This window comes from Algoriphagus sp. AK58 (assembly GCF_014324365.1).
Lineage (GTDB): Bacteria > Bacteroidota > Bacteroidia > Cytophagales > Cyclobacteriaceae > Algoriphagus.
In genome coordinates this window covers 772,086-793,251 of record NZ_QEIG01000008.1, presented here as the reverse complement: position 1 = coordinate 793,251, position 21,166 = coordinate 772,086, and the positions used below count along the sequence as shown (strand labels likewise).

Sequence of the window (21,166 nt, the reverse complement as noted above, 5' to 3'; positions counted from 1 at the left end):
ATTGCGGATATACAAAAAATAAAATTACCTGACAAATTCCTCAAATGTACCCCGACTTACCACATGGGTTTGATGATTGGGATAGGTCTCCAGGAAGGAGGCCGGAAATCTGACCTTTTTTTCTTGCCATTTTAATTCAAATGCATGGATAATTCCATCAGTTTCCTCAAGGTAGTCAATCTCAGCCTGATCGTGGGTCCGCCAAAAGTAACTGTTGACAAACCTTCCAGCATAAGAATTAGCTTTCAACCGCTCTGAGATCAGGAAATTTTCCCAAAGTGCACCTTTATCCATCCTCATCTCCGGAAAGGTGAAATTATTGATCAGCACGTTACGAATGCCATTGTCATAGAAGTAATATTTCTTCCCTTTCTTGATTTCATTTCTCAAATTCCGGTTGAAGGCAGGAAGTTTGAAAACCACGAATGCCTTCTCCAATAAATCTAGGTACTTCTCCACAGTTGAGGTATCAATGTTTCCGATGATTTGGGCTAATTCATGATAACTTACCTCACTGCCCACTTGAAATGCCAAAGCCTTTAATAGTTTTTCCAGATGGCTTGGCTTGCGGATACCATCCATTTTCAATACATCTTTATAGAGATAACTTTGGGCAATTTCAATTAATATTTCCTTCTCATGCCCAGGATTATTGATCACATCAGGATAGAGTCCAAAAGACAGACGCGTGTCCAGTAAGCGTTTGGCTTCCAAAGGAGAAGTGTGATTTTCTGTTTCGAAATAACTTATTGGAAAAAGATGGAAGGTTCTCTTTCTACCAGTAAGCGGCTCGGAGGTTTGATCTAGAAGATCAAATGCCGAAGATCCGGTGACAATTAATTGAATATCAGGCCGACTATCATGAATTAGCTTTAATTTCTTTCCGACATCAGTAATTTGCTGTGCTTCATCAATGATTACCAATCTCGAGTCTTTACCAATCAGGTGGATTAATTGGGTACTTGTCACCGCAGAAGTAAAAGCTTCCAAAATATCAGCTTCATCTGCGTTAAACCAAGTGTAAGGTGAATTGACCACTTTTACCAATTCTTTCAAGAGGGTGGTTTTGCCGACCTGCCGAGCTCCCAAAAGGATAATCACTTTACCTCTGAAGCAGCTTTGGACTAGCTTTTCTGAAAGTTTGCGTTTGATCATTTCCATAAATTTTTTGTCAAAAATGCCTAATTTTTTGATTACATTCTAAATTTTAGGCCTATTTTTTAGATTACAATCTAAATATTAGGCTTTTTCGGGAATTCCAGCAGCATAAGCCTCGCAAACTGAGGAGCGATTTGACATTTTCCTAAAGAAACTAGTTGAGGTCGAAAAAGAGCTAAAATACCTGAAGGAAATGATCAGGAAGATCGGTGAAATGTAGTTTTATGTGTGAATTTTGATCGTGGGCTATATATGATTTAGTCAGCAATTTTTTAACAATCAGCTCTTTCCAGTAAACTTTGGCCTTTCAACCACCCCAAGGGTAAGTCATTACTTAGTCGCGAGAAGAAAGTATAAAATTGGAAACCCCAGCCTACACATTCCACCAATAAGTAAATTTCAGCACCACTGAGCGATTCTTCACATTGAATGGAGCGGGCAGGTAATTGTCCGTGTACACCAAGAACAAGTCAGAGGCTGGCTTGAACCGCCATTGAAACCGGGTATTCAAGTTAATATTATTGATCTGCTCGTTGTACTGAACAAAAGCGGTAAAGAATACGGTGTTTGTCATGGTGACATCTACTCTTGGACCTACCAACCAGTAGTCCGTATTGCCCCAAGGTTCCGGAAGGATAATTTTGTTAAACGTGGTATTTAATGCCAAGCTGACATAAGGCTGGAAACGGTAACCTAGGTCAGTGCTCAGAGTGTATAATTCTCCATTTGCATAGTATCCCCCAAATCTGGTAATAAAGCCATAGGTAAAAAGACTTTGTGGTTTGGATACATACTCTGTTCTCCAACTGTAGGCGTAATGATCCGAACCGACGGGTAGTTTTTCGTTACCTGAATTGGTGGGATCAAATGGAGCCTGAAGTTTCACAAAATCATAGATCAAGAAAGTGCTGAGATTGCTTTGGCTTCGGAATCGTACATTGTAAGAAAAGAATGAATTGTTGTCTGTTTGAACGCCTTTTGTGTTGTAGAAAAGGGTGGTGCTGATGTCCGGTCCATGGCTCAGGATTTTTTGGCTTTTGGGAAACCAGCGGTAGCCCACAAAAGGATTTATCTTGAAAAATCCTTTTCTAGGCACATAACCCACTTCGGCTGTATAATTCTCAGAGACATACTCGTGTTGCCAGCTCCAAGTCAGGTTGCCACTGGCATATTTAAGGTTGGCGGCTTGTACAAATCCTTGAGAGGAATTGTCGGGGCCGAAGCTTTTTAGCACAAGCGCTTTTCCTGTCCAAAGATTATTTCGGGATGCCAGGTTGTATTCCAAGCCCAGGTTACGGTTAAACTGGGAATAAACCGGATTCTCAGAATTGGGGTCAGGATTATAATTCAAAGACTGTTTGTTGACAAACATGGCTCCGATATTGGATCTCGCTCCTACTTGACGCTGAAGTGCCATAACGGTGAAGTTCTGTGAGGGAAGGGCTGTTTCGGAGACTTCACCTGTTTGCATGTTCATGGCTCCTACTCTCCAATCTTTATTGATTTTTCCGCTGAGTCGAGCGCCAAACAGAATCGGAGCATTGAGTCCTATTCTTCTGGAGAAGAAAGGGCGAATGGTGCTGTAGCCAAAGCTTGCAAACAGGTCTCCGTTTTCCAAAAAGAACTGTCTTCGCTCTGGGAAAAAGAGTTCAAACCGATCTAAATTGGTCACCTGCCGGTCCACCTCTACCTGTGAAAAGTCCGGATTTACGGTTAAATCCAAGTTGAGGGAGGAGGTAAGTGCGATTTTTGCATCCACCCCCACCTCTTTCCTATAGATTGTGGATCCTTCCTGCTGGAAGTCCTTACTTACTCCTCCCAATAAATAGGGAATTACGGAAATATTTGCGCCAGGATCAGGAGGAGGGTTGTCCCAAACAAGGATGCCGGTGTAGGCTAGGGAAGCCGAAGGAAACTGTCTTGGGACAGGTGCCCAACCTGATTTTTCAGTGGTTTTTAGATCTAGCCTCGAAAAGTTGATCCCCCACTCGGTGATTCCTTTTTTGTAACGAATTGATTTGAAGGGGATAGCCGCCTCAAAGACCCATTTATCCTCATAGTTTTTGACTTTGGATACCCACTTATTATCCCAACTTAAATCCACCTGGCCCCCATTGTACATCTGTCCGTCCCATTGTGCCCCTGCCGCATTTGCCCCAAAAGAAAAGCCATTGGTCAGGTCATCAAAAGGATCCATAAAGAGCAGGAAGTTGTCATTTTTTCCAAAAGAGAAATCTCTTCTTAGCGATTCGACCATGTAAGGACCTTCGACCGCATGGTGGTTGACGACCATCAGGTACAGATGCTGATCGTCGTATGTCATCCGCACATCTGTTTTGACTTTTGCAAAACTGGTGTCCATCGGAGTGATCATATAAAAATCTGTCGCCACCTCTGACTCTTCCCAGGCTTTTTCATCCAGGACTCCGTCAATTACGATTTCGGAACTGGCTTTTTTGATATGAAGGCGGTAGTCGGCATTGATTTTTTGAGCCAAACCGTCAGGTCCGAACAGGAATAAGAAGGCAATCAGGCCTAAAGGAAAACGCATACTGGGTGAAATATAAATCAGAGGGCTGAGATGCATCAGTCCTCTAATGGGGTGATTATTGCTTGATTCGGTAAGCAAAGGTCAGATTGGTTTGTCTTCGGATCATCTGGGACTCGCCTTCGGTATAGAAATTATAACCCTCTGTGATGTATCGGCTAATTCTCGAATTAAACAAATCTGTAATGTTTAATACCAGAGTCCCCCGGTCTTGGAGGATCCGTTTACTTGCAGAAAGGTCCACGAAGAAAATCCCTTTTCTAACGCCTTGAGCCGTTTTTTGACGTGCTTCGTAATTGGCCCTTACCTGGATATCCCAACCCTCTCCGACTGTGAAGCGGGAAGTCTGACGAAATAACCAAGAATAAGTGGTCCTCAATTCAGTTTGTCCAATGTTGCTGGCGTCGATACGCGCATGGAAGAAGTTGGCATTGAAGTCAAGTTTCCACCAGTTGGTAGGCCGGTAATCTCCACTGAATTCGACGCCATAAGATTTTTCTCCGGTCAGATTATAAGGTGCAGTGGTAGAAAATCCATCGTCGTTGACCTGTCGGATACGTTCGATTTTATCCACGGTGTTTCGGAAGTAAACGGTAGAAAAAAGTGTAGCCTTTTCAAAGTATTTGATATGTCCCAACTCGAAAGCATCGGTGAATTCCGGATCCAAATCAGGATTTCCACTGAAGAAATTCCGCTGGTCTGAAAAAGTAACGTATGGGCTCAAGTCATTGTAAACCGGTCTTCTTACTCTGCGGCTGTAGCTCAGTTGGAAGGCGTTTTCCTCGGTCACATTGTAGGTCAGATGGGCGCTTGGAAAAAGATTGGTGTACTTTCTGGGGTTTTGCTCATTGGTTTCTACCAAGATGGTATTGACATCGGTATGCTCTGCTCTCAAGCCGGCCTGGTAGCTCCATTTGCCGGTTTCGTTGCCAACAATCCCGTAGGCTGCCAGGATATTTTCATCATAGAGAAAAATATTGTCCAAACCAGGAATGGTCACAAAGTCCCCCGACTCATTTTTTTCCTGCACGAGGTAATCGTTTTCCATCTCACGGAAGCTGGTTCTCAAGCCGGTTTCGAATTTACCTTTACTCGCAAAGGGTTTGACATAGTCCATTTGGAGTAGATATTGATTTTCATATTCATCATTCAAGGAAGTTTGAACCAGATCTTTTGCCGGAACAGCGGTGCCTTGAGGAGTGAAGGAATATTCGGTGTAGATCTGATCTGATCGCTCCCAATAGTTCAAATAGGTGAAGGAGGCAGTCAGCTCGTGCCCTTTTTTGCCAAAGTTTCGCTTGTAGTTGATAATGGCTTCTTTGTTGGGTTCGTCTTCTGTTTCGTCCTGTCTCCTCAGACTGTATCCGAGGAAATCATCAGTGGAATTGAGGTAATCTTCGTATCGAATGTCCAAAATACGGTGGGCATCACTTCTTCTCCAGAGATAGGAAAGGGTCAGGATGCTGTTTTCGTTGAAATAATAGTCCAGACCACCCCTCAGGTTGTTATTGAGTGTTTTGAGATCCAAGGAGTTGTTTTGCAGAAGGATAGAGGTGCTCCCGTCTTCATTGTACACTTCTTGGTATAATTCGCTGATTCCGGGTTGTCTTCGTGTTGCCAGCCCGTAGTTGATAAACCAGTTGATTCTTTTATGTCGGTAGTTTAGGTTGGTAGTGAATCCCAAATTGAGCGGGTATCCGGTGATGACCTCAAAGGATCCGTTGAATCCTTGCTTGCTGTCTTTTTTGAGAATGATGTTGATGACTCCAGCCATCCCTTCTGCTTCATACCTGGCGGAGGGATTGGTAATGACCTCCACGCGTTCGACCATATTGGCCGGAAGCTGCCTCAGTCCGCTGCTGCCTTTGAAGCTGACCAATCCCGATGGTTTGCCATCGATCAGGATTCGTACGTTGCTCGATCCTCTCAATCGCACATTTCCTTCAGGATCTACGGCCACTGAGGGCAGGTTCATCAGGATGTCAGAAGCATTTCCTCCGGCATTGGCGAGGTCTTTTCCCACATTGAAAATCCGCTTGTCCAGTGAAAGCTCCATGATGGTTTTTTCTCCTTGGACGACGACTTCATTGAGATCTGAGGCAGTGGTTGAAAGACTTTGGGAGCCAAGATCAAGGTTTGAGTTTTCCCTGGTAAGGGAGAAAAATGAAGTTTTGAGTGCTTCATAGCCCATAAATTCCACCAATGCGTAAAATTTTCCCAAGGGGAGATCAACTTGATACTTCCCGTTTTCATCGGAGATTCCTCCACCCACTAGGCTGTCTTTTTCCGTATACACTCCAATGGTGGCGAAGGGTAGCGGTTCTGAGCTGGTTTTATCCAAAATCGTTCCTTTGATTCTTCCCCTTTGTTGGGAAAAAACGGGGTTGAGCACTGCAAAAGTCAGTGAAACCAGTCCGAATAGGAGTAAGTATTTTTGAAAAAGAAGCTTCATAGGTTTGGCTGAGCAGGATTAATTCAGAATAAATCCTTATTAAACTCCTGTAAATTAGAATGAATATGACTTTTTACCCTACTGATTTTTACAAGTGGAAAAAAACAGGGTTCTAACTTATCGTCAGAACCCCGTTTTAGTTTTTTTCTTTATTGGCTATTCAGAACTTCTCAATGATCCGAACAATCAGATTTTTTCGTCAAAATCACATTTCCAAGCCCACCAAATACCCTGTATACAAGAGATAAGAACTCAATAAGGCAAAGGCTTGCCATCTGTCGAGTCTGTGTTTTTTGCCAATAAACATGGCCATAAACAAGAAAATGGTGCCCACACAAAGAATGTAAATATCCGTATTGAAGGAAGTGGTGTAGGCCAGTGGTCTGATTAATCCACTTGCCCCGAGGATAAGCAGGATGTTGAATATATTGGAGCCGACAATGTTTCCAATTGCGATATCTGCATTTCTTTTCATGGCCGCTACCACGGAAGTAGCCAATTCAGGGAGGGAAGTTCCCGCTGCCACGATGGTGAGCCCAATGATTTTTTCACTGACACCCAGTGATTGTGCCATCGCTACGGCGTTGTCCACGACCAGTTTTCCACCTCCTACCAAACCTGCCAATCCTATGATGATCAAGCCCCAGATTTTCATGGTAGAATAATCTTTGGCGGCGACGACTTCTGCTTCGGGATCGCTTTTCAGTTGGGTTGCCACATAATACAAAAAGGCACAGAACAAAACCAAAAGGATGATTGCATCATATCGGGAGAGTTCCTCTGATTGGGTGAGGAAATAATTGTTGGCTAAGAAGAAAAGAATAATGGCTGCCAGGAGGGAAAATGGAATTTCTTTCCAAACGGTGCTGGATTGCACAGAAAGAGGCACGATCAAACCCGCAATTCCGAGAATCACAAACAGGTTGAAATTATTGGACCCGATTACATTGCCAAAAACGATATCAGGATAATTTCCTGAGGCGGCTACCACATTCACCACCAGTTCAGGAGCAGAGGTTCCGAAGGCCACAATGGTAAGCCCAATAGCCAAATCGGACACGTTATTTTTCTTGGCAAGCACAGAAGCACCGTCCACTAGCCAATCGGCTCCTTTGACCAACAAAACAAGACCGATCGCGAGAAGAATGAGTTGGAGTACCATAGGTTGTTTTGAGAAGTGAGTTTCTTAAGTTTTGAGAAATTTACCAATTGATAAATTCTTCAAAACTAGGATTAATTCTTTGGAATTTCACCTCAGATCTTCGAGAAGTTTTAGCACCAATCCTGCTGAATTAATGGAGGCAGGCCCCACAAACTGATTGAAATTCACTCGGGCATTTTGGTTGGCATTGTCGCTTAGGCTACGGATGACTATAAACGGAACTCCCAATGAACGGCAAATGTGAGCTACCGCCGCACCTTCCATTTCGGTGGCTAACGCCTGATGATTTTGATAGAGGCTTTCGGCTGTTTCCTGATGACTTACAAATACGTCTCCAGTTACGATTACCCCAGAAAAGACTTTGGGCTGTCTGCCCGAGATCGGTAAAAATTCAACCTCTTCAGATGCTTTTTTCGCTTTGAATATCAAACCGGGGTCCGCTGCAATATGGAGCTCATCATGATGTCCGCCCGCCAGTTTTCTGAATGGAGAAACTTGGAATCCAGTCGAATCAATCTGTCCAAAATCAAACTGTATCAGTTCGGTCCCGATAACCATATCTCCAGGTAGAGTCTCTGGATGTAATCCTCCTGCAACCCCGGTAAAAATCAGTTGGGAGGGTTGAAATCGATCCAATAAGATTGCCGTGCTGTAAGAGGCATTGACTTTTCCCACTCCCGATTTCATCACGACAACTTTTTGGCCTTTCAGCTTTCCCTTGTAAAAAATCAGACCGGATCTTTCCACCTCTTTTTTCCCCTTCATGGAGTCGAGCAAAATGGCGATTTCCTGATCTAAGGCTCCCATGATGGCAATGCGTTGTGCATTTGCTGAAAACGAACAAACCAGAAAGTAGGCGAGCAGAAGTTTTTTGATCATAGCCACAAAAAGAAAAGCGAAAGTACGCTGATCAGGGCTAAAATAGGGTTGACTTCAGCTATTTTTCCCGTAGCCAACTTCAACACGGTCCAGGAAATAAATCCAAAAGAAATTCCAATGGATAAACTGTAAGTAAAGGGAATCAAAACGATCGTCAGAAAAGAAGGCAAGGCTTCCTCCGGATTTTTCCAGTTGATCTTGGTCAAGGGAATGACCATAAATGAACCGACCAGGACCAAAGCAATCGAGCTCGCGATCGATGGAATAATAGACAGCAGCGGAGAAAAAAACATAAAGGGCAGAAACAGCAGGCCAGCTGTCACCGCAGTTGCCCCAGTTCGTCCGCCTTCCTCGATTCCTACTGCCGATTCAATGTAAGCCGTCCCCGAACTGCTCCCCACCAATCCTGCAAACAAGGTGGCAAAGGAATCAGTCAACAGCGATTTGCGCATGTTTTGGGGATTGCCATCAGGATCTTTTAGTCCTGAAGCTTCTGCCAGCCCAACAAAGGTGCTGATCCCGTCAAAAAGAATGGTGAAAGTGAATACAAAGATCACGGGGATGTAGCTGTACTTGAGCGAACCCAGAATGTCGGCTTTGCCCACCAAACTGAAGTCAGGCCAAGCAAAGAATCCGGTGAAATTGACCAAGGTGGAAACCCCGAAATTGACCGCTGACGCATCTCCCCACCAGCGTCCGATCGGCCAGGCCAAAGCTGTGGTGATCAGAATTCCAAAAATGATCGCTCCTGAAACCTTTCTGATGATTAATGCTCCTGTAATCAGCAGTCCAGCCAAAAAAGTCAGGGTAATCGGATCTTTGAACATCGCCATCCCGACCAAGGTAGCAGGATTGTCTACGATGAAGTGGGCATTTTGGAAACCGATAAAGCAAATGAACAATCCGATCCCTGCCGAAACTGCGTGTCGGATAGCGGAAGGAATTGCCTGAATGATTTTTTCACGGGTCTTGAAAACTGAAAGCAGCAAAAAGATCACTCCAGACCAAAACACGGTTCCCAAGGCCTCTTCGAAACTCAATCCGAAGCCTTTTACAGCAGTGTAGGTAAAAAAAGCATTGATTCCCATGCCAGGCGCCACGACAATCGGATTTTTGGCATATAATCCCATCATCAAACTGCCAAACGCAGACACCAAAACGGTAGCAGTAAGCACTGCTGAGAACGGCATTCCCGCCTCAGCCAAAATTGCCGGATTGACGATGATGATGTAAAAGCAGGCTAGAAAAGTGGAGATTCCTGCAAGGATTTCGGTTTTGAGATGGTGGGATTTCGGATGCATCAGTAAATTAAGGATGAACACTAATCTAAAGCATTTCTGATTTCCAAAAGAGAATCCGTCTCAATGACTTTGTCATAACCCAAATCCTTTAGCCCGTTCTTCAATCTTTTGTCGCCCGACCAGAGATAGGTATTCAAGTTTAAGCTCAAAGCAACAAAAGGAGCATCAAATTCATCGATTTGTTTGACTAGTTGGAACGCCTTCATCCATGATTTTTCACTGATGGTATCCAAATCAACCTAATTCACTTTAGACAAAACCAGCTTCTTCAAAAACAAAATATCGCTTTCGGAAAGCTTGGATAGAGAAATCTGTTTTTTGTGATGTCGGTCTAATTCCGTGGTCAAAAAATCTGGAGCAAAAAAAGCAAATCGGTCAAGAGGATCGAGAAGTAAATCTCCGATTTTCCCATTGGGATTAAGTATTGCGCTAAAAATGATATTCGTATCTACGAGAATATTCACTTCATGAATCTGGATTTATTTTCCTTCCACCAAGTCGATTTGGATTCTCTTGCCAATTCTTCAATTTCTACGTCAGAAACCATATTTTCTGAGCCCATTTCTTTCACTCGGATAAAATCTAGAATCCGTTGCAATCCGCTGAGATCAGTTTTTGAGGAAACCCTGATAATGATTTCTTTTTCAGTACGTTCGATTTGCATAACCCAATTTAGGAAGAATATTGATTTAATCGGCTCAGCCCAAATAAAGTTCCTCAAAGCCTCCCCACCATCATTCCCCCGTCCACGGCAATGATTTGTCCGGTCGCATAACTCAAATCTCCCCGGAGAAGCGCTGCCACGATCCTACCGATATCTTCGGGTTTACCCAATCTGGGCTCAAGCGTCAAGCCTTTTTGAATTCGCTCCTGATAGATTTCCTTCACCTTTTCGGTCATGTCTGTCTCGATCACTCCCGGCTGAATCTCAAAAACCGGAATTCCGAACTCTGCCAATCTCACCGCAAAAACCTGGCTCATCATCGAAAGTCCAGACTTGGCCATGCAATAAGCGGCACGGTTGGTCGAAGCCAGCTTTGCAGACACGGAAGTGATGGTGACAATGGAGAAATCAGAGGAATCACCTGCTTTTTTCAATTCCACCATCCACTTGGCAATAGCCTGTGTCAAGAAAAAAGTCCCTCGTAAATTGATATCCATCAGGTGGTCAAAGTCCTCTTCAGCTACTTCGAGTACATCTGCCCTTACACGAGGAGCCACTCCGGCATTGTTGACAAGGAAATTCAGGGATCCAAACTTTTCCTTTATCCCAGTTAGAATCATTTCCCGATCAGCCTTTTCGCCAATGTTCCCAGGAAAATACTCCACCCGAACTCCAGTTTTGCGAAGCTCTTCTAAGATATCCTCCACGTCAGACTCAGGCCTGACTCCATTCAAGGCCAAGTCGATTCCTTCTTGGGCCAGCTTTTTGGCAATTCCAAGCCCAATTCCCCGCGTGCCTCCGGTGATCAATGCAATCTTTCTCATTCGCCTTTCAGAGATTTAAGTTGGTCGTACTCGGGCATGGATTTGTAAAAAGGATCCAAAGGAAAACAGCCTGAAATCATGCCGTTTCTCGGCGCAGTAGTGCAGTCGGAGAAAGTTCGGCAGATTTTGCCTCGCTTGAGACCCTGACCCGAAAGGATGTCCGCAGGCATATCCGGATAGCTCAAGACCATCCGGCCAAAACCAATAGAATCGGCTTTTCCTGTTTTCAATACTTCTTGACCAACATTCGGTAGCCATTCCTGCAAATAGGAATACGCCGAACCTACTACGTAAAATTCCGGGAAAGCTTTTTTCAACTGAGCCGTAGCTGCGATCTGACGGGCAACGCCATGGAGGGGATCTTCGGGTGGAAGGTAGCCATCCGATGGTGGAAACAAAGCAGGGCGCTGAATATGGGGATTGTAATACGGACTACCAGCTGTAGTACAAAGGAGCTCGATATCCAGTTCCTGTAAGACGTTCAAGAAAGCCGAAGATTCCTCAAAATCCTCTCCAATGCCGCTTTCCGACCCCCCAAAAGCGTAGCGATAAGGGCTTTCCATAGCCGGAACTCCCTTTTCTTCCGGGCCTTTTTGGAAAGGAACCCAGTCAAAAATGCTCAGCCGAACCCCAATTTCTAGACTAGGAGCAGCCGTTCGAATCCCACTGACGATGTCCCGCAAAAATTGGGTACGGTTCTCAAAGCTTCCTCCGTATTTCCCTTCCCGATCATAGGCACTGAGAAACTCATGTCCCAAGTAGCCATGGCAATGCTTGATATCTACAAAATGAAATCCGGCCTTTTGTGCCAACACCGCAGCCTTGATGTAATCCGCTATAATCGAATCGATCTCCTCATCGGTCATGAGCGGATAATCTTCCGACAGTCCAAACTTTTTATTTAAAACCGGATGAGGATACAGGATCCTCGGCTCCATGTGCTTTTTGTCATTCGGTTTGCAAAAGCGCCCCGAATGGGTAAGCTGAAGTCCGACTACCAAGTCTGAGGTATCTCCAAAATGCTCCTGATGGGTAGTTTGAACCAAGTCAAACAATTCTACAAACTCGGAGAACGTATCTTCATTGAGCAAGAGCTGATTGGGATTGGCGCGTCCTTCGTGTCGGACTGCCACCGCTTCACAGCCCCAGAGGAGCTTGGCACCACTGAGGGCAAAGTTTTTCCAGCGCCTTTTGGTCAGATCGGTTGGTCTACCGTCTTCCGTGCCATCCCAACCTTCCATCGGCAGAATGCACATCGCATTTCCGATGGTTCTACCAGACCTTAGGGCATGTGCTTTTCCGAAAGGAGAACTTTTCCCCGAGATCAATTCTGAGTCAAAACCCAGCTGAATTCCTTCTTTTTCCAGATACTGCCCAAACTGCTCAGCCGTTTTCAACTGCGCCACTCGAGGATATTGAGGTTTGTACTTTCCGCTCATGCCGGCACGCAGTTTAAGTAAGTGTAATAAGGTTCCTTATTAGCCATTCGCTGAAGGAGCAATGCTAATTCCCGGGCATGGTAATCGCCCCACATACTGGACTCGCCATGGGCCACTTTGCCCTTTTCAGGGACATAATCCCAGCCGTTCGGCTGATGGTAGATCGAATGCAAAATCAAACCCTGATGAGATGCTTGAGTGGAAAGATAAGGTTCGGAAAAGAGAACACTGGCCAGTTGAATCCCTGCTTGCTGATAGGTTTTGGCACGCTCAGGGTCAGAAGCTTTTAGCCAGTTGCCGATGCGGATCAATCCTTGTGCTGCGATGCAGGCCGCAGAACTGTCCACGGGTTCGAACTCATTGAATGGATCAGCAGGTCGATTGAGGTAGTCCCCCAATCGGTGAAGATTTGGCGCTCCGGTATCCCAATAGGGAATGCCATCGACAGGAGTATTAGCCAAGTAGAACTCAGATGTTGCGATGGCAGCCTGGGAAAGCTCGGCGATCAGATCTTTTTTGGAAATGACATCGGAATAATCCGACTCTTTGATCTGATCCAAAATCTCCAAAGTCTCTCCCAAACCACAGATAGCCCATGCCAAGCCCCTCGTCCAAGTACTGAAGCCGGTATAGCCTTGTTGGGAATTGGGACAGCGGTAATTGCCGTCATTGGTGTTGAAAATAATTTCGTGAGCAGTTCGACCAGAAATGTCGTAGCTGTCGCGGCCCTTTCCATAGAAAATGGAATAGCGAACCGTACTCAACAAATGCTGAACAGCACGCTGAATGAGTGAAATTCGTTTGTCATTTTCTGCCTGAAGTACATGGCCCAGCTGATGCGAAACGACTAATGCCCGACAGCTGCGGATCGTATCCACAAACAAGGAATGCGGTCCATTGAAGGAATAAATAAATCCTCCACTTGGAATTGTGGTCCAGCGGGTAGCCTGCACGGCTCCGGTTACTTTGAGCGCGAGGGTATAAAATTCTTTCTCCCAGTCAGAACCCTCGATTTTCCCTTCCAAGATCAAGCGAAGAAGATTACCATACGTACTGACATTGTTAAATCCATGATCATGTACCCCGATGTGAGTCAGGTGAGGGGCCATTTTGGCTACCGTATTTTTCCTCCCTATTTCCAAAAAATCTGCCTCACCCGTCGCGTCAAATTGCAGAATCGCTGATCCAAACTGAAAACCCTGTGTCCATTCAGTCCAGCCTCGGGTGACATAGGTTCCTTTTTCGGTAAAGACAGGAGCCCCTTTGCCCGTATCAAAAGTGGATTCGATGGATCGGATTTTTTGACCCGAAAGCTCCCAGAATCGGGGGAGTTGTTGGCTTACTTTTTCTAAAGAACTATTGAAATCAAGCTTCATGGGAAGATTTTGAACTGAAATGATGAATAAGCATAAGAATCGCAGTGGCAGGAATCAAGATCAGGTACATAGCCGCATCTGTGGGCAATCCCGCAAATCCGGCTGGCACCAATTCGGCTAGGGAAAGCACAAAATAAATGAGCGCAAATGCTGATAGAAAAAGGAGCGACTTGGGAGGATGCTTAAACATTACCGCTCCCAAAACCACCGGAGCAATCATGGAAGTGCCCGCAAAACTTACCCTTGCCAAAAGCACCAATTCATCGCTCATGTAAGTGGAAAACACCAATACGATGATGGAAAAAACAAAGATGGCAACCTGAGTAATACGCATAACCTTTTTGTCCGAACCTGTCAGCAATGATCTCAATTCTGTGCCCAAGGCAAAGATTTGAGCATTAGTGGTAGAGAGACATGCCGCAAAAAGACCGACTACAGCAAGTGCAGCAACCGGGCTTGCCTGATCAAAGAGCAAGGCGGCTGAAAGAAACTCAGCGGTCGAGCTCTCGGGATATTTTACAGCACCATACAATCCGATAAATGCGGTTGGAAGGATAACCAAAATGGCAAAAAAGCCCACTGCATAGGCCATTTTATGCACTGACTTGAGGTCTTTCATCACCACCAGTCGCGTGGTAAATTGAGGCTGAGAGACCGGAATCATCACAATCGCAATTGCTGACGCGATCAGAAAAGGGCTGCTGAACAATCCTTTTGGGCCCGGCAAACTGAGTAGACCTGCATTGGACTCCGTCACTTTCGCAATTCCAGCTTCCAAGCCACCGGCCATTTGAAGACAGGTGTAGCCAATAATCCAAATCACTACCAGCATGATCAATCCTTGGATGGCGTCACTGTACATGATTGCCTTAAGTCCGCCTATTTCGGAGTATACCAGCATTAAAACAACCAATAAAGAAGACCATCCCCAGCCTGGAATCAAATCAGGAAAAGCGGCATCCAAGAAAATCGAAATCCCACGGATCTGAATCGCTACATAAGGAATCAAAAACAGGAAAGAACTGACAAACAGCAGGTAGCCAGCCCACTTGTTTTGAAAGCATTTTTGGACAAATCCTGCAACCCCTTTGTATCCTACTTCCGCGGCTCTTTTGCGAAGCTTATATCCAAACCATAGCAGAAAGAATACCATTAAGGCATCGGATAGGCCCAGAAAAATCCAGGCGCCTACTCCGTGAACACGGAAGAAATCCGGCATGCCCATGAAGGTAAATGCACTAAACAATGCTGCCGAAAAGGTGAGAAAACCTAAAATCGCCCCGATGTTGGATCCAGCGAGCATAAAATCATCTGAGCTTCGGTTTTTGCTGTAAGATCTGTATGAAGCATAGGCCAACGAAGCCAGGAATAGCGTGAAGAAGAAGATCAGCCAGCCTGTCATGGTTTTGTTGTCTCTTTGTGTGGGAATAACCTGGAGCCGGCGAATGTGGCTATCACGATCAGGAGGGTGATGGCAAAGCTTATCCAAAAAACATAAGGCACTGAACCCAGTGCGGGAGTGGTTTTTCCCTCTTGGAAAATCCACAAAAATGAGACGACCGAAAGCAGAAAAACTGCGCTCGAAAGAAAATGCCATAATTTAAAATTCATAGTCAGGTCCTGGGGTTATTTGGGAAAAGAAAAGCCGAACAGGCTTTCAACATGTTCGGCTTAAAATAGTAAATATCCAGGGTTTGGCCAGTCCTTGTTGGGTTCTACATGGCTAATGCCTTCAAGTTTTTACGAAATCAATTTCGGAGATTATTGGAAGTTCAGGTAAAGCGTAATCCCTTTTCTTTTGACAGAAGAGAGCGCGTCTTTGAATTGAGCATCATTTTTTTCCGGTAGATAGAGATTGTTCAATCCATGTGAAAATCTAATCTCAGGAGCGAATTTGAAATATTTAAAATAAACTTCGAAGCCTATCCCTGCCTCAACAGTGAAATCCTGTCCCGATGTAACAAGAGGGTCTAGATTTGCCTCGTCTTGGGTTTTAGTTCTGAACTGATAGCTACCTCCGCCAATGAAATACATTCTGGTGTTATTGAATCGCTGGGAACGATACTTGAACAATAAAGGTAGGGCAACAATGGTCGACTCATTGACCAACTCTTCGGTTCGATACCCTAAATTGTTTGCCGGATCTGTGTTTGTGTTGCCAGTAGTATTACCGGAGCCGGGTAAGGGCACTGTGTTAGACGGGGTATTGATATAGTTGATGTCTACCCTGTATTCATAAAAAGAGATACCCGGAGTAAACATGAGATTTACCTGGTCATGAATTCGAAGAATGCCTGTAAATCCTAAGGAAAACCCCGGACTGTATTTGGGGTAAATTGAATAAATCTGATCATTTGGGTTGGATGCGGGATTGAAGTACTGATCAGAGTATTTAATCTGGTAGGTTGCTGTATGGGGAGCAAGGAAAAAACCATAAGATAGCAACTTGTCATCAGACCCAGAGGTGCTAGTCAACCCAAATAACCCCTGTGCACGTCCATTGAGTCCCGAGCAAAGAAGGAAAACAAAAAGTAAAATTACTTTTGTCCTACGTAGATGGAGCTGATTCCAAAAGTGAGTGGTTTGCATACGGTGCTGTGAAATCCGACTTTTTTCAAGACTGCCAGAAAATCCTCTCCATCGGGAAAGGCCTGAACTGACTCTGGCAGGTAAGTATAGGCAGAATTGTCTTTGGATACAATCTTACCAATCTGAGGGAGAATTGCATTGGAATAAAACGCATAGGCCTGCTTCATGGGGAAAGCCTTAGGCTTGCTGAACTCCAAAATTACAGTTTTCCCACCCGGCTTTAGTACCCGATACATATCTGCCAGTCCTTTTTCCAAGTTTTCGAAGTTTCTGACTCCAAATGAAACGATGACCGCATCAAACTTATTATCCTCAAACTGCAAACCTTCTGAGTCTCCGAGGTGCATTTCGATTTTGTCTTGAAGACCACGTTTGATCATTTTCTTACGTCCTTCTGCAAGCATACCCTCGGAAATATCCACTCCGATGATTTTATCCGGATTTAAGGCAAGTGCTTCGATAGCAAAATCCCCCGTGCCCGTAGCAATGTCCAAAATGAGCTTAGGTTGATCTCTTTTGAGCATTTTCACCGCCTTTTTTCTCCAGATGATATCAATACCCAAACTGAGCACATGGTTGAGTAAATCGTATTTGGGGCTGATGTTGTTAAACATTTCAGCTACCTGTGCCTTCTTGGGGTCTTGCTTATCTTTGTAGGGTACGACGGACATCACGAATCTTCTTTGGTGGCGCAATATTACTACACAAACCCGAGGAATCGAAAATTGTTGAAATCAAAGGCTAAAAGCCCATCCGAAATAAAAGCGTATTTTTGCCCCGAACAGAAAAGTTATGATTCGAAAAGCAGCCTTTTTAGTAAGCAATACTGACCCAAAAAAGTGTCCAAAACCTGATCGGGCCGAAATCGCTTTCATAGGTCGATCAAATGTGGGCAAGAGCTCACTGATCAATATGCTGACCGGAGTCAAGGAACTTGCCAAAACCTCCCAAAAACCCGGTAAAACTCAGTTGATTAACCACTTCACCATTGACGATCGCTGGTATTTGGTGGATTTGCCTGGATATGGATTTGCCAAGGTGAGCAAGGACAAGAAGGTGAAATGGGAAAAAATGATCAGTGATTACCTGACTACCCGAGCCAATCTTTGTGGGGTAATTGTATTAATCGACAGTAGACTAGAACCTCAGACGATCGATTTGGAATTTTTGAATTGGTGCGGGGAAGAAGGAGTACCATTTGCAGTTGCTTTTACCAAAGCTGACAAGCAATCCAAAACCCAAACTGAAAAAAACGTCAGAACTTTTCTGAATAAACTGGTAGAAATCTTCGGCGAAACTCCTGACTACTTTGTGACCTCTGCTGAAAAAGCTCAAGGAAAAGAGGAACTGAGCGGATTTCTTAATGAGTTAGTGTCCGAATTTGAAGCCGAGGGTAGAAATTGAGTGAGAGTCCTATATTTGCAGCCTGAATTAAGAAGATTATGAATTTTAAAGACATTGCTACAGTAGCCGGCAAGCCGGGTTTGTATAAAATCCTGAAACCAACCCGTTCGGGTGTGATTCTGGAATCTTTGGATGAGAAAAAAGCCAAATTAGTGGCAGGGATGTCCATGAGAGTTTCCATCCTTAGTGACATTTCCATTTATACCATGACAGAAGAAGGTGCTGAGCCTCTAGAGTCGGTGATGAAGAAAATCGAGGCTGAATATAAAGGCGATACCGGTGTGGACGCATCCTCATCTGATGCGGAGTTAAGAGCCTTTCTGAAGTCTGTTCTTCCTGAATTCGATCAAGATCGAGTATATGTATCCGATATCAAGAAATTAAATGCTTGGTATCAGATCATTCGCAAAAACATTCCTGAGGTGCTAGAAGAAAGCAACGAAACTGAAAAAGAAGCATAATATGAAGCCCTGAGCAATCGGGGCTTTTTCATTAACCTTGTACATGGAGCTACCCATATCACAGGAAACTTATTCTCTTATCACCAAGGACTTTCAGCTTCCGGAAGTCAAAGAGGCGTTTTCGGAGGAAAAAGCTATTGAAATTTTGGCTAAAGCCATCAGCCAATTGATGGATCGTAACCTGGAGCGTCTATTGCAAATTTGCTACCGTATAGACCTTTCGGAAAACAAGTTGAAGCAAATCCTCCACGAATCGGAGCCTGACCGGGTTGCTGTCGATTTGGCAAAAGCCCTTTGGGACCGTCAAAAGCAAAAAGTGGAAATCAGGAGAAAATATTCGGAGGGAAAATCATGAATCCCTTTTCTTTGGGTTTATGTGAGGTCTTTTTCTGCAGAAGAACCTCCTTCCAATAAATCCTCTTTAGAAATCCTTCTGATCTTGTTCCTGAGAAAAGCCTCCAGGAATTCGATCGACTCCACATCCTCGATTTCTACGATTCCTTTGATGATTTCCAATTTTCTTCCCTGAATCGTTTTTTTTCCGCCTCGCATTTTTCAAAGATAGCCTAAATAAATCTTGGAATTCTTTTTTACCGCTAATCCATGTCTGGTTTCCTCAGGAAAGCACTTTCCTTTATTTTAGCAAAAACCCAAAAATCATGGCAAACCCTATCTGGATCATGACTTCGGCGTTTGATCAGCTTAATCTGGATCAGACCGTCGAGAAAGCAATTGAAATCGGCGTTCAAGGATTAGATCTCTGCGTGTTTAGAAAAGACGGTACCCGAGATGACTTTGTAGCTACACATCTAGATTATGAAAACTTCGGCCCTGACCAAGCGAAAGCACTGATTGATCAATTCAACGGAGCAAAACTTCGACTTTCTATCGGAGCGTTTGAAAATCTGATTGGAGGCGATCCTATCCATAGAGTCAAAAATCAAAACCACCTGCTGCGTCTCATCCGAATGGCTTATCTGCTTGGAGGTGATGAAAATGATGTAAAAGTTGGAACCTTCGTAGGATACAATCACGAACTGGGCAATCAGGAGGGAGGTTTTGAAAAAAACCTGCTGGAATACCAGCGGATTTTTGGACCGATTATCCGCTATGCCAACAGCCTTGGGGTGACTGTACTCTACGAAAACTGCCCCATGGAAGGCTGGAGAAGTTCGGGTTTTACTGGCACGTTCAATAACCTGACCGGTGTACTTGCTGCACGCAAACTCATGTACGAACTAGTCCCTGAAAAAAATCACGGGGAAATTTACGACCCTTCCCATGACGTATGGCAGCATACTGATCCGGTGGAGGTGATGAAGCTTACGGATATGTCGCGTCTTAAGCGTATTCACGTAAAATCTACCCGAAACATACCGGATCCATTTTGGGGCAATATGTACCCTATGCAGCAAATCCGTTCCGAATGGGCCGAAAAACTGGGTATCAGCTCCAGCAAAAATCCTTGGGATCGACACCATTATGAAGCTACCCTTCCCGGATTTGGACTTGGCGACTCTATGGATTGGAGGGCTTTTGTGAATGTTTTGAAGGAAAAAGGGTTTTCAGGTCCCTTTGAAATTGAGAATGAAGCGGTACTTTCCAAGCAGACCGGAAAAATGGGAGCCATCGTCCAAGGCTGCAAAGCGGCTGTTCAAAACCTGGCACCTTTGCTTTGGGAGTTATCCGACGAAGGTTGGACCTATCCTTCCCGAGAATACACTCCCTTAAAGGATCTTCGCAGGACTGATGTTCCTTTGGTGACTATGGATGATTTGTGATTAGTGTTCAAATTTGGCAAAAGTAGTCTGCTTACTGCGACTGATCACTGCAAACTAGCCTCGTATCCTGTATCAGCTGGAAGATTAGGCCCCATTGAGGCTGCCACCGCCAGCTGATCGCAGCGCTCGTTTTCAGGATGGCCAGCATGGCCTTTAACCCATACAAACTTGGGTTTGTACTTTAGGTGAAGGGGAATGTAGCGTAGCCAGAGATCGGGATTTTTCTTGTCCTTGAAGCCCTTTTTCTGCCAGCCCCACAGCCAGCCTTTCTCGATCGCATCGACCACATACTTGCTGTCTGAGTAGATTTGAACCGGGAATTCGGTGGTTTTGAGCTCCTGAAGCGCTCGTATCACCGCGAGCAATTCCATGCGGTTGTTGGTCGTCAGTCGAAAGCCCTCAGAGAGTTCTTTGCGATGTTGACCAAATTTCAGCACTACACCGTAGCCTCCCGGACCTGGATTTCCTTTGGCCGCACCGTCAGTAAAAATGATAATCATAACGCAAAGAAATGAAAAAAGCCGGGGACTCCGGCTTTAGGTTTACCCAACGGTAATTGGGAAGGCGTTTGATTTGAAGATTTTCACTGCGATGGAAAGGAGAATGATTCCGAAGATTCTTCGAAGTACATCGACACCTGTCTTTCCTAGTTTGCGCTCCAGCCAAGTGGTACTTTTAAGCACGATGTAGACAAAAATCAAGTTGAGCAATATGCCGATGGCAATATTGACCTGCTCAAATTCCGCTTTCAGCGTCAGAATGGTAGTCAAAGTACCTGCGCCGGCAATCAACGGAAAAGCAATTGGGACGATGGAAGCACTGGAAGTCGCCTCAGGATCGGGTTTGAATAGCTCAATTCCCAAAATCATCTCAGCACCCAAAGCAAAAATGATCAATGCCCCTGCGATGGCAAAATCCTCCACACCGATGCCAAAAAGACTCAGGATGGATTTTCCCACCAGCAAAAAAGCAATCATCAACACACCTGCTGCCAAGGTAGCTTTTTCGGATTGGATGTGACCTACATTTTTGCGGAGATTGATGATGATTGGGATGGAACCTAGAATATCAATCACCGAAAACAGAATGAGTGAAACGGAAAGGATTTGTTTGAAATCAACCATGGCG

General features: G+C 44.7%; 20 protein-coding genes and 1 pseudogene. 4 read left to right on the top strand and 17 right to left on the bottom strand.

Translation table 11 applies throughout. From position 1 onward, the window contains the following. Positions 1 to 24: 24 nt before the first annotated feature. From DDT91_RS10300 to ubiE, 14 genes and pseudogenes are all read right to left on the bottom strand, one after another. Positions 25 to 1,155, bottom strand: a complete 1,131-nt coding sequence (locus DDT91_RS10300; RefSeq protein WP_187176071.1) for an ATP-binding protein — start codon at positions 1,153 to 1,155, stop codon at positions 25 to 27. Between the two features lie 376 nt (positions 1,156 to 1,531). Next, the gene (locus DDT91_RS10295) at positions 1,532 to 3,709 is read right to left on the bottom strand and encodes a DUF5916 domain-containing protein (protein ID WP_187176150.1); all 2,178 of its coding nucleotides are present in this window, start codon (positions 3,707 to 3,709) and stop codon (positions 1,532 to 1,534) included. A 55-nt stretch (positions 3,710 to 3,764) separates the two neighbouring features. Continuing rightward, complete coding sequence (locus DDT91_RS10290; protein WP_187176070.1) at positions 3,765 to 6,158, bottom strand: outer membrane beta-barrel family protein; 2,394 nt, start codon at positions 6,156 to 6,158, stop codon at positions 3,765 to 3,767. Positions 6,159 to 6,363: 205 nt separating this feature from the next. After that, a complete protein-coding gene (locus DDT91_RS10285; RefSeq protein WP_187176069.1) occupies positions 6,364 to 7,320 on the bottom strand; it encodes a calcium/sodium antiporter in 957 nt (318 codons plus the stop codon). Between the two features lie 87 nt (positions 7,321 to 7,407). After that, on the bottom strand, positions 7,408 to 8,199 hold the full coding sequence (locus DDT91_RS10280; RefSeq protein WP_187176068.1) for a 5'-methylthioadenosine/adenosylhomocysteine nucleosidase: 792 nt from the start codon (positions 8,197 to 8,199) through the stop codon (positions 7,408 to 7,410). Then, entirely contained in the window at positions 8,196 to 9,500 is a 1,305-nt protein-coding gene (locus DDT91_RS10275) for an NCS2 family permease (RefSeq protein ID WP_187176067.1), read from the bottom strand. The genes DDT91_RS10280 and DDT91_RS10275 overlap by 4 nt, the downstream gene beginning before the upstream one ends. Before the next feature lie 20 nt (positions 9,501 to 9,520). Further along, a pseudogene (locus tag DDT91_RS20620) lies at positions 9,521 to 9,964 on the bottom strand (PIN domain-containing protein). Then, a complete protein-coding gene (locus DDT91_RS10260) occupies positions 9,961 to 10,164 on the bottom strand; it encodes a hypothetical protein (protein WP_187176064.1) in 204 nt (67 codons plus the stop codon). The pseudogene DDT91_RS20620 and the gene DDT91_RS10260 overlap by 4 nt, the downstream one beginning before the upstream one ends. A 53-nt stretch (positions 10,165 to 10,217) precedes the next feature. Beyond that, positions 10,218 to 10,988, bottom strand: coding sequence for a 3-ketoacyl-ACP reductase (locus DDT91_RS10255; RefSeq protein WP_187176063.1), 771 nt, complete (start codon positions 10,986 to 10,988; stop codon positions 10,218 to 10,220). Next, positions 10,985 to 12,427 carry an NADH:flavin oxidoreductase gene (locus DDT91_RS10250; RefSeq protein ID WP_187176062.1) on the bottom strand — a complete coding sequence of 481 codons (1,443 nt, stop codon included), beginning with the start codon at positions 12,425 to 12,427 and terminating at the stop codon, positions 10,985 to 10,987. Before DDT91_RS10250 ends, DDT91_RS10255 begins: the two co-directional genes overlap by 4 nt. Next, entirely contained in the window at positions 12,424 to 13,803 is a 1,380-nt protein-coding gene (locus DDT91_RS10245) for a glycoside hydrolase family 88 protein (protein ID WP_187176061.1), read from the bottom strand. The genes DDT91_RS10250 and DDT91_RS10245 overlap by 4 nt, the downstream gene beginning before the upstream one ends. Continuing rightward, the gene (locus DDT91_RS10240) at positions 13,793 to 15,400 is read right to left on the bottom strand and encodes a sodium:solute symporter family protein (protein WP_255502067.1); all 1,608 of its coding nucleotides are present in this window, start codon (positions 15,398 to 15,400) and stop codon (positions 13,793 to 13,795) included. Before DDT91_RS10240 ends, DDT91_RS10245 begins: the two co-directional genes overlap by 11 nt. A 164-nt stretch (positions 15,401 to 15,564) precedes the next feature. Continuing rightward, positions 15,565 to 16,392, bottom strand: a complete 828-nt coding sequence (locus DDT91_RS10235; RefSeq protein ID WP_187176060.1) for an outer membrane beta-barrel protein — start codon at positions 16,390 to 16,392, stop codon at positions 15,565 to 15,567. After that, positions 16,341 to 17,063 carry a bifunctional demethylmenaquinone methyltransferase/2-methoxy-6-polyprenyl-1,4-benzoquinol methylase UbiE gene (gene ubiE, locus DDT91_RS10230; RefSeq protein ID WP_187176059.1) on the bottom strand — a complete coding sequence of 241 codons (723 nt, stop codon included), beginning with the start codon at positions 17,061 to 17,063 and terminating at the stop codon, positions 16,341 to 16,343. Before ubiE ends, DDT91_RS10235 begins: the two co-directional genes overlap by 52 nt. Positions 17,064 to 17,184: 121 nt before the next feature. Between ubiE and yihA the strand changes: the two genes are divergently transcribed. Genes yihA through DDT91_RS10215 form a run of 3 tightly spaced genes read left to right on the top strand, consistent with a single transcriptional unit; the run spans position 17,185 to position 18,612 of the window. After that, positions 17,185 to 17,796, top strand: a complete 612-nt coding sequence (yihA, locus tag DDT91_RS10225; protein WP_187176058.1) for a ribosome biogenesis GTP-binding protein YihA/YsxC — start codon at positions 17,185 to 17,187, stop codon at positions 17,794 to 17,796. A 38-nt stretch (positions 17,797 to 17,834) separates the two neighbouring features. Further along, the gene (locus tag DDT91_RS10220; protein WP_187176057.1) at positions 17,835 to 18,257 is read left to right on the top strand and encodes a DUF5606 domain-containing protein; all 423 of its coding nucleotides are present in this window, start codon (positions 17,835 to 17,837) and stop codon (positions 18,255 to 18,257) included. A 43-nt stretch (positions 18,258 to 18,300) separates the two neighbouring features. After that, on the top strand, positions 18,301 to 18,612 hold the full coding sequence (locus DDT91_RS10215) for a hypothetical protein (protein ID WP_187176056.1): 312 nt from the start codon (positions 18,301 to 18,303) through the stop codon (positions 18,610 to 18,612). A 17-nt stretch (positions 18,613 to 18,629) separates the two neighbouring features. Here the strand turns inward: DDT91_RS10215 and DDT91_RS10210 are convergent, their stop codons facing one another. Next, complete coding sequence (locus DDT91_RS10210) at positions 18,630 to 18,809, bottom strand: hypothetical protein (RefSeq protein ID WP_187176055.1); 180 nt, start codon at positions 18,807 to 18,809, stop codon at positions 18,630 to 18,632. A gap of 107 nt (positions 18,810 to 18,916) precedes the next feature. Here DDT91_RS10210 and DDT91_RS10205 point away from each other — a divergent pair, with 107 nt between their 5' ends. Further along, positions 18,917 to 20,038, top strand: coding sequence for a sugar phosphate isomerase/epimerase (locus tag DDT91_RS10205; protein ID WP_187176054.1), 1,122 nt, complete (start codon positions 18,917 to 18,919; stop codon positions 20,036 to 20,038). A gap of 44 nt (positions 20,039 to 20,082) precedes the next feature. Here the strand turns inward: DDT91_RS10205 and rnhA are convergent, their stop codons facing one another. Together rnhA and DDT91_RS10195 are read right to left on the bottom strand one after the other, a co-directional pair. Further along, positions 20,083 to 20,538, bottom strand: a complete 456-nt coding sequence (gene rnhA, locus DDT91_RS10200) for a ribonuclease HI (protein ID WP_187176053.1) — start codon at positions 20,536 to 20,538, stop codon at positions 20,083 to 20,085. A gap of 42 nt (positions 20,539 to 20,580) precedes the next feature. Continuing rightward, the gene (locus tag DDT91_RS10195) at positions 20,581 to 21,162 is read right to left on the bottom strand and encodes a MarC family protein (protein ID WP_187176052.1); all 582 of its coding nucleotides are present in this window, start codon (positions 21,160 to 21,162) and stop codon (positions 20,581 to 20,583) included. Between the last annotated feature and the right edge of the window lie 4 nt (positions 21,163 to 21,166).